Here is a 13184-nt window from a genome sequence, read left to right as displayed (position 1 = left end):
CGACATGGACTGAAAAAGCGAAAACCGGCCCCGCTTCAGGATAGGGGCGGGCATTCGGATAAAATCGAATCAAAATACCCGGCCCGCAGGGCCGCTGCTGGCGATTCCGTATGCTACCGTACAGACGGCGCTTTCCCGAGCAATTAATTTTGGAGTGGCTTGTTCCAAATCCGGCCTCCGGTTTGAATGGAGGAAGATTGACCGCCACGCCGAAAAAAGCGAGTATTCGCCCTCGCCCGCTCAGAAGAACGACCAGACTATGCCGGGCGGCGAACGGAAGCGAAAGAACAAGGCATTTTATAGAAGGAGATTGTCTCCATGATCGACAGGAACAGGACTTCAACCGTATGGCTCGGCAAGCCTTATCCTTTGGGCGCCACCTGGGACGGCAAAGGCGTCAATTTCGCCCTGTTTTCCGAACACGCCGAAAAAGTCGAACTGTGCCTGTTCGAGCCCAAAGGGCGCCGCGAATTCCAGCGCATCCCGATGCCGGAACAGACCGGCCAGATCTGGCATTGCTACCTTCCAGAGGCCCGTCCCGGCCTGTTGTACGGTTACCGCGTTTACGGAAAATACGCCCCCTTGGAAGGTGCCCGTTTCAACCACTATAAACTGCTTCTCGATCCTTATGCCAGGGCGATCGTCGGACCGCTGCACTGGAGCGATACCCTGTTCGGCTACAGGATCGGCCATAAAAAAGAAGATTTGTCGTTCGACCGGCGGGACAGCGCTTCGCATATGCCGAGATGCCGGGTCATCGATCCGGCCTTCAGTTGGGGATACGATCAGCCGCCGCAGATTCCCTGGCAGGATACGATCATTTACGAGCTGCACGTCAAAGGCTTCACCAAGCTCCATCCGCTGATTCCCTCCGCTTTACGCGGGACTTATGCCGGGCTTGCCGCCGAACCCGTGATAAACCATCTGAAAAAACTCGGCGTGACGGCCGTGGAGCTGATGCCCGTCCATGCCTTCATCGACGAACGTCATCTGGTGGACAAGGGTCTGCGCAATTACTGGGGCTACAGTTCGATCGGCTATTTTGCTCCGGAAAGCCGCTACGGCTATGTCGATCCGGTCAACGAATTCAAAAGCCTGGTCAAGACCCTGCACCGCAACGATATCGAGGTCATTCTGGACGTGGTCTACAACCATACCGCCGAAGGCAACCAGCTGGGGCCGACCCTGGCGTTCCGGGGCATCGACAACGCCGCGTATTACCGTTTGACCGGCGACCACGGCGCGCGTTATTACAAGGATTACACGGGCTGCGGCAATACGCTCAACATGGGGCATCCGCGCGTGCTGCAAATGGTCATGGACAGCCTGCGCCATTGGGTGACCGAAATGCATGTGGACGGCTTCCGCTTCGACCTGGCTTCCACGCTCGCCCGCGAAACGAACGACGTGGACCGCCGCAGCCCATTCTTCGACATCATTCACCAGGACCCGGTACTTTCGCAAGTCAAGCTGATCGCCGAGCCCTGGGACTTGGCCGAAGGCGGCTACCAGGTCGGCAATTTTCCGGCCGGTTGGGCCGAATGGAACGATAAATACCGGGACGGGGTACGCGCCTACTGGAAAGGCGAAGAAGGGCTGATCGACAATCTGGCCTACCGTCTGACGGGTTCGAGCGATCTTTACGGCCACAGCGGCCGCAAGCCTTATTCCAGCATCAATTATCTGACCGCGCACGACGGCTTCACGCTGCACGACCTGGTCAGCTACGACGGCAAGCATAACGAAGCGAATCTCGACGATAACCGCGACGGCACCGACAACAATAAATCCTGGAATTGCGGCGTCGAAGGCCCGACCCACGATCCCGGCGTGCGCAGTTTGCGCGCCAAACAAAAGCGTAATCTTCTAAGCACCCTGTTTCTTTCCCAGGGCGTTCCGATGCTGCTGGCCGGAGACGAGATGGGCCGCACCCAGCAGGGCAACAATAATGCCTACTGCCAGGATAATGCGCTTAGCTGGCTTGACTGGGATTTACGTCCGGAAGACCGGGAGCTGAGCGATTTCGCCCGGAAATTGATCCATTTGCGCAAACAGCATCCGGTTTTCCGCCGGCGCAATTTCTTTCAGGGGCGTCCGATCTCCGGCGCGGACGACAAGGACATTCTCTGGCTGAATCCGAACGGCCAGGAAATGAACGGCAACGAATGGAATCAGACCTACGTGCGCTGCCTGGGGGTTTATCTGTCAGGCCAGGCGATCGCCGAACGGGACGAACAGGGTCAACCCATTCCGGATAACGATCTTCTGCTGCTGCTGAACAGCTACGACGGCGAAATTCCGTTTCGTCTTCCGGAAGACGAGACGGACGCTTGTTGGTATACCGCTGTGAACACCGCGCAACCGGATGCGCTGGAATGGAAATGCCTCGCCGGCGAGAATTTCGTTTTGCAGGGACGTTCGTTGGCGTTACTGATCAAGATAGGGTCGAAGGATGATCCGGCAGAGCCGTAGGGCGTTTTCGCGACAGCAAAACGCCAATCCCCTTCAAAGCGAGGCGGATTGCCTAACGGCGAATCCGCCCTACAAGAGCTGACGGTACCTGAATCTCCGGTCGCCCGGTAAATCTCGACCCTCCGCCAAGATCGGCTGTCCGGAACTTCGTTATTTTTACATGGCATTACAAACTGAAACTTCCGGTCAGGACAGCAGCTTGCAATGCGATGCATCTTCAATGGTTATTTACTACCGCCTTCCCTGATGGCAAGTTCGCTTTCCACCGCTTTCACATCCGTGACGCTTTGTGCAATGGCCTTGACTCTATCGATACTTTGCTGGGAATCGACGACCCCGGAAAGCTTGACTACGCCATTTTCGGTTTCCACATCGATTTGAGCGGCTTTAAGCAGCGGATCGCTCAGGATGTCCTGCTTGATTTTAGCCGTAATGACCGAATCGTCCATATAATCGCTGGCCTCTTCGAGCCCGGTCCTTGGCTCTTCGGCGCCTGCCTCGCGCTCCTCCATGCCGGTTCCGCTGCCCGACCTTGCCGTCCCGGAGGCACCCGGCCCCGCTCCCGGGCTCTCCGGACTTCCGAAACCCGAGGCTCTTTCGCCTCCCGCTCGGGTCGGATCGGCAACACTCCCTGTTGCCGCATATTCCGATCCCTGCGTCGAGCTCATTCCGGTGTCGGAGCGTCTTGTTTCCGGCGTCGGGGGTTGCCCCGTCCTGTCGCCCGAGCCGTCTTTTTCGCATCCGGCCGCCGACAGAAGGAAACTCAAAAAAATCGTCATAAAAGTTCTGTTTAGGCTCATTTTCATGCCTCTCGTGCAGGTGGGTTAGATTCTCTATCTCGTTCCGGTGCCCGAGCCCGAACCGGTTTCGCCGCCCGGACTGATTCCGCTTGGCTCCGTGCCGGTGCCTGAGCCCGCCGTTCCCGTAGATCCCGAACCCTGGGTCGAGCCCGTACCGGAGCTTTGCGTTCCCTGGCCTGACTTGCTGCCCGAGCCGTCTTTCTGACATCCGGCCAAAGCCAGAAGGAAACTCAAAAAAATCGTCATAAAAATTTTATTCGTGTTCATCTTTCATGCTCCTCGTGTTATTTGCCTTGGAATTTGGCAGAATCATTAACGTCGGCTGCTTTACCGGCGCTAACAATAAGATTCGCCTAAGGTCCTTGAACGGATCATGGCGCTAACTGTAGGCTTTTTCCCAGTCCTTGATTTGTTTGTCGGCTTCCTTTTTGGCGATCTTGTACTTCCGTTGAGTCTTCTTGAGGAGAGTATCCGATTTGCCTGAAAATCGTCCAAGTTCATCATCGGCAAGCCTGCGCCGCCTATCTTTTGACTTACTCTTGAATTGACTCTCGTTGTTGTCTGTTGGGTTATATCTCATAAGGTTTTTCCTTAATTCTGAACCGTTGATCAACCTTCTGAAAAAAACTGAACTTAAATCCGGATAACAACATGAGTCAAGACAGAAACAAATCTACATAAAGGACGGAAATCATTCTGTACATCAACAAACATAAGACTAAAATCCAGCACTGCAGAAGAAATCAATATAATTTTAAAAGATCGGTTTCAATAAACTCTCCGATTCCTTATTGCTCATTCTCGATAATGAGTTTTTTATACTCATTTTCTTCCAGTTGAGCGTCCTTATTGGTATCGGCGCGGTCAAAATGCTTGAGTAAAGAAGGAGAATCGGCCAGCTCGTTTTTGGTTACATAGCCGTCGCCATTCTTGTCCACGCTTTGGAAAGACCGGACTTTGCCCATCCCCTGCGAACTGCCCAGACCGCTCGAACCGCTCTGTTGCGTACCCGAGGTTCCCCCCGACGTTCCTGAAGTGCCCGAACTTCCCGCTGGAGCACCCGGCGTTCCCCGGGAGGTTCCTGAACTTCCTTGCGAACCGCTGCTGCCGCTAGCGCCCGTCGAACTGCCGGAGCCTTCCGTCGAGCCGCTTGTCCCTTCCGGCGAAGTAGCCGAGGGACTGCCCGTACGTTCTTGCGAGCTGATGGAGTCCGCCCCGCCCATCGCGCCTGCTTGAGCGCCTCCCGGCAAACCGACGCAAAAACCGATCAACAGCCAGGACTTTTTATTTAAACCATTGGAAATACGCATATCGATTCTCCCTATTGGATTATCAACCCGATGTTATTCTTCATGTCGCCTCTTTCCGGCTCGATGATCAAGATCGGATAAACCGGAATTCGAGGATTACGCGAAGGCGGTGAAACTATAGAGTTAACTTCAGTATAATGTCGGTACGATATCCAACAGAGAATAGGATCAATTCAATAGCGGCCTGAAAATGCCGAGCATATCTTTCTGGTTCGCCGAATACCAAAGATTGCCCAAATGGCCGCCATGAGGATAAATCATGGCGCGGTCGCCGAACGTTTTTTCCAGAAAGGCGATATCCTGATCGGTAAGCAGAAAATCATCCAGATTGTGCATTAAAAAAAAGTTCTGATTATTTTCCAGCATCGTTTTGATGGCCGGAAGGCTATTCCGGGCATTGAGTTCATCCGGATCAATCCGTGCGTTGCCCATCTGCCGCAGCCGCTCGATAAGAATTTTTTTCAGATACTCCGTCAGCGTATAAGAGTGAGCCTCCCGAAGCCGCTGAGTGCGATCCCCCCAACTGATCGGAGTTCTCAAAATGCCCAGATTCAAGGCCAGATCGGCCGCGTAAATGGCATCGCCGACCGCCCGCTGCATCCGCTCTCCGATCAAATACCCGATTTGCCTGTCCGTAAGTCCGATCCTGCGATCCCATCCCAGGAAATAGTCCGGACTGCCGGGATCGTTGCGCAATGCCTCGCCCAGCAGGCCGAGCGCATAACTTTCCAGGTAGTCGCGCTGATTTTCGCTATACAGGCCGCCGAGGCTGGCCATGTCGTCGATGCGCCGGACCGATCTCAACAGATCGACGGGGGGATTGATCAAGAGGTAAGTCGCAATGCCGATTTTATGTTGGGCGGTATCCAGTTTGCCGACGTATGCCGCATCCAGCGCCCCAACGCTCAATCCCAATAGGCCGATCTTGCCGATTTTCGCCCGCCATCGCTGCTTGACTTCGTTCAGAATTAATTGCATCGCCCGGTAAAGATCTTCGGCATCTTTCCCGGTCAGGCCGGGCAGGCCGGAACGGCTTGCCGCCAAAGCGAAATTCCAGTGGAACGGAGAAGGCAGAACCAGCACATGAAACCCGTACCCGGCCAAAAACTCCGCCACTTGCCTGGCCGAGCCGGCGTAAGCCGAGCTGCCCACTCCGGGCAGGATGAAAACGAGAGGAGCCGGGGTCTTTTGCTGGTAAAACCGGTAAAGCAATTCCCCCTTCCCTTCCAGATAAGGATGATTGCGGCCCTCCAGAATCTTGATCTGAAGATCGCGGATAGCGCCGCCCGGAATGGTTTCCTTCCCCTGCATCAGGGAAACGGTAGAGGTTGCAATCCAGGGATCCTTGTAGGGATAGCGGTAAGCCTCTTCATCGACCCGTTTCGCCAACGCATCCGAAAGACCGCTCATCAGCAGAAAGAAAACAACCGCCGCACAAACAACCCGTCGGGAATGCATGTCATCCTCCGGAACAACCTGATACGCTAGAATTCGCCGCTTTATTTTCCGCATCGAGGCATCCAAAGAGTTTGGGTTCGATCAGTGCAGGAAATAAGGGCTATATCAACAGAAGACCGAATAATAATGTAGAAAGTTGCAGCCGGACCGCCAGCCTGATTCAGAAATGATCGGTATTGATAACGTATCTCTCCTGGCCTGTAGATGGCTCTATTTTTTTGCCGATTTCAAAAGCTCCGGATTGATATTCGTCAGAACGGTTTCCGGATTTCAACAATACTTCCGCTCCTTCGGCGGAAGCAGGGGGGTAATAATGCACAATCGCTTCGACGATCAGGCTCGGCGGAGAAAGATTATTTTTTCCCGCGTTATTTGCCTGATTATTTATCAAAAATAATACCGCCAGCATGACACCGATCATCATTATTTGAATTTTCATGGCTTCTATATTGTTTTGTTATTATTTGCTTTTTAAAAACCGGAAACGTCAGCCGCCCTTTTCTTTGCGCCGCTTATCGATTTCTTTATGGTGCCGGGCTCGAAATGCGGCCCTCTCCTCCTTCGTCTTCATACCGTCGAGCTTCAGCAGATAGTTGCATCTTTCTTGCTCGGTCATGAAATCGGCGCCGTAAATATGAGAATATACCGAAATATCTCCCGCCCTTCCGGTCAGTTCCTGAACAGGCTCGCTAAACGACTCTTCCTGTTGTTCTTCTTCACTGGCGCCGGCTGCATGCGCGAGCGGTGAAACGAAAAATAAAACCATAATAAAAGCTGCAACAAACGCTATCGATATCTCTTGCTTAGTCATAATTCGCCACCTTCACTCTAATTAATAACAGATGTTCTTTTTATTTTTAATTGGTTAAATTTACAACATGACAGTTAAATGTAAACATTGAAGAACAGGTAATTAATGATAAAGAATAGATAGAATCGATATCCTATTTTTAATAGACCGGGATGAGGTTTTCAATCCGAAATACCACAAAACTTCCATGATTTTTTACATCTTGAATCAGTTGACATAGCGCGAAGCAGGACGCGGCGGCACGAGCGAAGGTTTAGCTCCCGCCGGAGCATTGGCCGAGTCAGGTTCCCCGTTCCCATCAAAGAGAACGAGCCGGCCGAACCTAATTCTGAAGGGAGACGAAGAAAAGAGACGAAAGATGGCTAGAGCATTTTCATATCGCGTATAAGGGCGCACTACCGTTAAGTCAAGCCGTCATCTCGGCAGGGATTCATGCCAGGCTTTCCTGCCTGGCCCCCTTCGGGTCAATGCAAATCTGTTCCAGACAGATTTGTGCCGAGATCCAGACTGCAGGGATGCATTAAAGCTTGCCATCCCTGGCTTCTGGATTCGGCAACCGCTCCTTGCGTTGCTCTCGATCGCGTGTTCCCGACGCGATCTACCTCGCCCTTCCTTGGGCTCGTATCTCCCGCATCCATGCAGTCGTCCGGCAATCCCTGCCGGAATGACGCGTTTCCTCTCACTTTGCGGCATGGCTTATGACCGTACACCCAAAACGAAAATGCTCTAAAAAGCCCCGCGCATGATGTTTCCCATCCCGGAAGCATCATGCGCCCGAACCCGCCGGAGCTGGAATTCAATGCTCGGAACAGACACTTTGATCGCCGAGCGGAGCCTCCTCATGCAGGGACATCAAATAGCCGGTCAGATTCAACGAACGGCTGTTCAATCCCAATTTTTTGCGGATGTGCTTCCGGTGAATATTGACCGTTCCCGGCGAGAGCTTCAGCATCGAAGCGATCACTTTTGTCGGCATGGCCTGCCTGATCATCGACGCCACCTGGATTTCGACCGGAGTCAGTTTCATATAGGCGGCCGGCAAGCTTTCCGAAACGCCGTACGATTCCAGCAAATGCTTCAAATTGACTTCCAGAATGCCGATCAAGCGGATTTCGTTTTTATCGCGGGTATGCTCTTTCAACTTTTTCAGAAAAGGCAGCACCGTTCTTTCCGCTTCCTGCGAAAGCGAGAACTGGGCCTTGGAAAGCTCCGCCTGTTGCTGCTTGAGCATCACCTGCAAAGCGGTGTTCATTTCGGAAGTTTCCTTATTGGCTTTCCCGAGGTCCGAATGCATGATCTTGATCTGTTTTTCGAGGAAGGCCTTTTTGTTCAGCAGGACCTTTTCAGCTTCCTTTTGCAAGGTAATGTCCGAAAAACAGATCACATAATGGCTGATGCGTCCATCGGGCCCGATTACCTGGGTGATGCTGAGCGAGACGGGAAAAACCTCGCCGTTCTTGCGCCGCTCGCAGGCTTCGCCTTGCCAATAGCCGTCGCGCACCATGGAGATCCACAAAGATTCCGAAAACAAATCGTCCTGCAGGCCGCATTGAAAAAATGAAGGCGTCTGACCGGCAATTTCTTTCGCGCTGTAACCGGTAATCCGGGTGAAGGCTTTATTGGAGCGGAGAATGGCCTTATCCGCGTCGGTGATCAGGATGGCTTCCTGGGTCTCGAAAGCCGCGGCAGCCACGCGCAGGCATTGTTCGGCCTGCTTGAGGGAAGAAATGTCGCTGAGCGCCAAACGGAAAATCGGCAGTTCGCCGTCAATCTCGATGCGCAGACAGTCGATCTGTACATAAAAAGCGGAACTGTCGGCGCGCCGAATCTGCGTTTCACAGCTCTGTTTATCCGCATTCTGGCGAGCCTGGCAAAAAAACCGGTGCCACTGGTCTTTTTCTTCATCGGCAATGAACTGCGCAAACAGCCGATTGATCAGCTTTTTGCGGGGCGTGTCGAACAATTTCGCGCCGGTGAGATTGCATTCGAGAATCACGCCGCCCCAGGTAATCGTAAAATAACTGACCGGCGCAAAATCGTAAAGGTCGGCGTACCGGTCGCGCGAGGCGGTCAGTTCGCTCTGCGAACGCCGCAGTTCCTCGTTTTGCATTTCCAGTTCGATCTGGTGGACCCGCAATTCGTGCAACAGTTTGTCAGGGCTTGGAACCTCCCGGTCTTTTATGGCGACATGGACAATTCGAGCTTCGGCTTTTTCGCGCAACTCCAACTGCCTTTGTAGCTGATCGAAGAGTAGATCGGTCTTCATAGTCATCAGTTGAGCTCCATCGAAATTTGAACTGTCAACAGCATATTGATTTTGGATACGTTTACTACGATTCTGCCTCCTCGAAGATGGGCAGATTCTTACCGCTAAACTCAGGCAACAGCTCTACCTTAGTGGAACGCTGATCCAGCGCATCATCATATTCCGCCTACATAATTATTTTTGGATTTCATGCAGGGCGAATTGTTCATAATGACCGAAATCAGCTTAAATTCAAAAACCTCCCGATAATGACATGGAGTTCGACAAAACCGAATCGGTCAACGGAAAGCGGCTTTCATCTTCCAGAACCGAAATAATCTCATCGCAATCAATGATAAGCTTGTCGTCAGCCAGAATATGATCCGCCAACCTATTGATGGCGCTCCAGTTCGAGTAATCGCTGACGAAAGCGAATGCGGCCAGGAAGAATTCATTGATCTTTCTTTTTTTCAGGTCTTCGTGATCAAAAAAACATTCAAAGTATTCCCTGACAACATCCAGTTCATACGACCCGTCATAATACTGCAGCGCATTGACGTTAATCCGGCCCGCGTCGACCCGTTCGTCGTTGCGCATGGCGACATCCTTGGCTTCAACCACCGGCCCCGCCAGCAAATTGATGATGTCCGCTTCGAATGCGGTTTCATAGGCGAGTTTCTGGGCGGCGGAAAAATCCTTTGTCGCTGCGGCAAAGGACGTGGGCAGATTCTGAACCAGGCGACCGCCTTCCACTTTGGCAATATAGGTATCGTAGATATCGCCGAGAAGACGTTTTGATTGGCTATCGCTTTGCACTATACCATTGATCGTAATCCGAAAATAGACCGGCGGCAAACCTTTTTGCTTGTTGCCCAGATAAATGGCGGCAGCATGTCCGGCCTCATGGATGGCGTTTCTTCTGCTGAGCTCTTTATGAGCCAGACGCGACGCCTTTATAAAGTTGTGGGTGTACTTGTTCATAAAATGTTCCTGTTTGCCATCGATTTTTCATCCGCATAACACCAAACGAAAACCGGCAAAAATCGACCCCTTTCGTTCGGCGCACCTTAAATACAACATTTTCCATTGCTTTTTATTATCTAAACCGAATAGAACATCCGACCGGGCATAGCGCTAGCTACACGCAAATGTCCCCGCGCCGATCAATTTACAACGCCTTACAACGCAATACAGATTGACTATTTTACCCGATGGCATAACCGCTATCTCCGCCCTATCCCCGGGTAGGGTGCCCGCGCTTGCCGGAGCCGATCGTGTCCTGTTCCGATCTTCCTGTAGCTCGCCCGGCCGTTCTTCATCGGCACGTCAAACCAATCCGCGCTCACTCGAATCGCTGACGAAGCCGCATTTTTACTCATGATGATTTAATGTCAGGTTTCGGGGAATGCCCCTCTCCACCGATGCCGTTAAAAAACTGCGTCATTCCGGCCGGAAATGCCGGACGACGGCTCAACTTAACGACATGGCCCTCTTCGCCAGCGGATACCAGTTTATATTTATAACCAGAAAACTGTAAATATACAAATAATGAGGGCCTACGGATATTAAATGGATATACGAAATATCAATTCCCAAAAAACGACGACCCTGGTTCAAACTAAGCCTTTATAATATAAAGAAATAAAGTTCAGCTCCTGGTTCGGCTTCAGTATTGTACCGGCACTGTTTAAGAAATACCGAGGCTTTATTAAAGGTATTTTAAGTTATTTCAAATCCCTTTTCGTAATATCTCTTTCTATACCGTCAGCTCGTCGATTACTCCCTTGAATAAACCTAAAAACCAAGAGCGAAACTCTGAAACATCAAACATTCAAGCAATTTAATAATCACTTAACGAATATAACTATTTATATTATCGCAAGTTATCAATATTTGTTAATTGATATGCCTAATTTAACATTCCAATAAAATTGGAACTCGAATAACAGCCCTTGCCTCTAATAAATTACTTAAAACAAAAACCATTTACAACCAATGAGTTATAAATAAAAATCTAGACATTGGACATTATTTTAAAACATAAACAACCCTGTTTGTTAACAAGTTTCAGCAAACGGATAAATCTCATGTTTCGGAAAAACACCGGTGCCCCATTTTGTGCGATTACCGGGGGAGTCAATCCTGATGAATGCGGTAAATGACCCAACTCAAACCGATATTCCGCGGTTTGTCTTTAAAGATTGCGCATTGATCGCGATTGCCACTCACAAACGCGCGGCGACCTTGAAAGAACTCCGCGACCATATCGAAACACTGAGTCCGGACAGTCTTTATTACCATTTCTGGGGCAATCTGTTGTTGCCTCACTTTGAAGAAGCGGAATATATCAACGATTTTGCAAGCTGGGTACGCCACAGCCTGCACGATGCGAAACTGGCCGAGCAATTGGCCGTTCTCGACCCCACCTTTTACAATAATCCCGAAGACCTGCGCTACCGCTTGCTGGAGTACATCGACGACCGTCTCGAAGAAAGCGAATATCTGCAATGGTCGCAAGCCTCGCAACGCTTCCAATTCATCCGCTCGCAGATCGTCGTATTCGAGTCGCGCACCTCTGTGGCCGCGCCGCAAGAGATGGTGGGAGTGATTCCTCTCCTGTCGACCAACAGCATTTTTTATCATTTCATCGACTCGCGCCGCCGTACCGAAAGCAATATCGATGACTTCCGTCAATGGCTGGGCTTTTTCGGAGGGACTTACCAGCCTTTGATCGACCAATTATCGAAGATCGATCCGTATTTCGTCACTTTGACCCAATTACGCCAACAACTGGCCGCCACTTTTCAACACTATTTTACGGAGACCGTGTCATGACCTCGATGCTGGAATCCTATGCCGCGGTGGCCGGCGAGGACGTGATCCGCCATTTGCAGCAGTTGACCAGACCGCTGCGGGGCAAGACGATGGTTCACGTCAACTCCACCCGCGTCGGCGGCGGCGTCGCCGAAATCCTGGAAAAAATGGTGCCGCTGGCCCGGGAACTGGGGATCGACGCGCGCTGGGAAGTCATTACCGGAGACAGCGAGTTTTATCAATGCACCAAGAGCCTGCACAATGCGATCCAGGGCAACCAGATCGGCATACCCGAAACGCAATTGAACCATTTCCGCGAAGTCAACGAACAGAATGCGAATCAATTGCGGCCCATTCTCGAAGAGGCGGATTTCGTGTTTATCCACGACCCGCAACCGGCGGCGCTGCTGCAATATTGCAAGGAACGGAAAGGCAAATGGATCTGGCGCTGCCACATCGATGCCAGCCATCCGTACCGGCGCCCCTGGCGTTTCGTCGAACAGTTCGTGCGCGGCTACGACGCGAGCATCTTTTCCCTGCCGCAGTTCGTCCAGCCGATGCCGCACCCGTCTTACATCATTTCGCCGAGCATCGACCCGTTGAGCGACAAGAATATCGACTTGCCGCAGGAAGAACTGGATTCGGTCCGCGGGCATTTCGGCATCGATCCGGACGCGCCGATGATCGTCCAGGTTTCGCGCTTCGACCGCTTCAAAGACCCGGTCGGGGTGATCGAAGCGTACAAGATGGCCAAGTGCTATATCCCGAACCTGCAAATGGTGCTGGCCGGCGGGAGCGCCACCGACGACCCGGAAGGCGAAGCCGTCCTGAACGAGGTGCGCTTCGCGGCCGGCGATGACCCCGACATCAAGATTCTGCTGCTCCCGCCCGACGCGCACCGGACGATCAATGCGTTGCAGCGGCTCGCCGATATCGTGCTGCAAAAATCCACCAAGGAAGGTTTCGGCCTGACGGTGACCGAGGCGCTTTGGAAAGGCAAACCGGTGATCGGCGGCGATACCGGCGGCATTCGCCTGCAGGTGATCAACTTCCATACCGGGTTTCTGGTCAATACCCCTGAAGGCGCCTCCTTGCGGATCCGCTATCTGTTGAATCAAAGGCAGAAAATGGAAGAAATGGGGATTAAAGGCAAAGCGTTCGTGCGCGAAAACTTTCTCCTGACCCGCCAGTTGCGCGAACACCTGACCTTGATGGTTGCACTGCAGCATCATGCGAACGACCGGATCGAAGTGAGTGGATAACGACGCATGGCG

11 protein-coding genes are annotated in these 13184 nt (G+C 52.1%); 3 read left to right on the top strand and 8 right to left on the bottom strand.

The genetic code is table 11. The annotated features are described in order from the left end of the window. The first annotated feature begins 318 nt into the window (after nucleotides 1-318). Nucleotides 319-2472 carry a glycogen debranching protein GlgX gene (gene glgX, locus METAL_RS02480; protein WP_005369314.1) on the top strand — a complete coding sequence of 718 codons (2154 nt, stop codon included), beginning with the start codon at nucleotides 319-321 and terminating at the stop codon, nucleotides 2470-2472. A gap of 224 nt (nucleotides 2473-2696) precedes the next feature. Here glgX and METAL_RS20355 read toward each other — a convergent pair whose 3' ends face one another. The 8 genes from METAL_RS20355 to METAL_RS02430 all read right to left on the bottom strand — a co-directional run bounded on the left by METAL_RS20355 (nucleotide 2697) and on the right by METAL_RS02430 (nucleotide 10077). Next, nucleotides 2697-3272: a BON domain-containing protein gene (locus tag METAL_RS20355; RefSeq protein WP_005369312.1), complete on the bottom strand. Its 576-nt coding sequence runs from the start codon at nucleotides 3270-3272 to the stop codon at nucleotides 2697-2699. A 379-nt stretch (nucleotides 3273-3651) separates the two neighbouring features. After that, complete coding sequence (locus METAL_RS02460; RefSeq protein WP_005369309.1) at nucleotides 3652-3852, bottom strand: CsbD family protein; 201 nt, start codon at nucleotides 3850-3852, stop codon at nucleotides 3652-3654. A gap of 208 nt (nucleotides 3853-4060) precedes the next feature. Then, complete coding sequence (locus tag METAL_RS21420) at nucleotides 4061-4582, bottom strand: EF-hand domain-containing protein (protein WP_005369308.1); 522 nt, start codon at nucleotides 4580-4582, stop codon at nucleotides 4061-4063. Between the two features lie 168 nt (nucleotides 4583-4750). Then, on the bottom strand, nucleotides 4751-5992 hold the full coding sequence (locus METAL_RS02450) for a dienelactone hydrolase family protein (protein ID WP_245549448.1): 1242 nt from the start codon (nucleotides 5990-5992) through the stop codon (nucleotides 4751-4753). 208 nt (nucleotides 5993-6200) lie between these two features. Beyond that, the gene (locus METAL_RS02445; protein WP_005369304.1) at nucleotides 6201-6479 is read right to left on the bottom strand and encodes a hypothetical protein; all 279 of its coding nucleotides are present in this window, start codon (nucleotides 6477-6479) and stop codon (nucleotides 6201-6203) included. Nucleotides 6480-6527: 48 nt separating this feature from the next. Continuing rightward, on the bottom strand, nucleotides 6528-6851 hold the full coding sequence (locus METAL_RS02440) for a hypothetical protein (RefSeq protein ID WP_005369302.1): 324 nt from the start codon (nucleotides 6849-6851) through the stop codon (nucleotides 6528-6530). Nucleotides 6852-7647: 796 nt separating this feature from the next. Further along, a complete protein-coding gene (locus tag METAL_RS19745; RefSeq protein WP_005369300.1) occupies nucleotides 7648-9123 on the bottom strand; it encodes a PAS domain S-box protein in 1476 nt (491 codons plus the stop codon). 225 nt (nucleotides 9124-9348) lie between these two features. Then, the gene (locus tag METAL_RS02430; protein WP_005369298.1) at nucleotides 9349-10077 is read right to left on the bottom strand and encodes a hypothetical protein; all 729 of its coding nucleotides are present in this window, start codon (nucleotides 10075-10077) and stop codon (nucleotides 9349-9351) included. Nucleotides 10078-11241: 1164 nt separating this feature from the next. Here METAL_RS02430 and METAL_RS02425 point away from each other — a divergent pair. Together METAL_RS02425 and METAL_RS02420 are read left to right on the top strand one after the other, a co-directional pair. Beyond that, complete coding sequence (locus METAL_RS02425; protein WP_005369295.1) at nucleotides 11242-11931, top strand: DUF5752 family protein; 690 nt, start codon at nucleotides 11242-11244, stop codon at nucleotides 11929-11931. After that, complete coding sequence (locus tag METAL_RS02420; protein WP_005369293.1) at nucleotides 11928-13172, top strand: glycosyltransferase; 1245 nt, start codon at nucleotides 11928-11930, stop codon at nucleotides 13170-13172. Before METAL_RS02425 ends, METAL_RS02420 begins: the two co-directional genes overlap by 4 nt. Nucleotides 13173-13184: the final 12 nt, after the last annotated feature.

The organism is Methylomicrobium album BG8 (genome assembly GCF_000214275.2).
Classification (GTDB): Bacteria; Pseudomonadota; Gammaproteobacteria; order Methylococcales; family Methylomonadaceae; genus Methylomicrobium; species Methylomicrobium agile.
The sequence above is the reverse complement of the archived record's forward strand: the minus strand, read 5'-3'. Positions and strand labels throughout refer to the sequence as shown.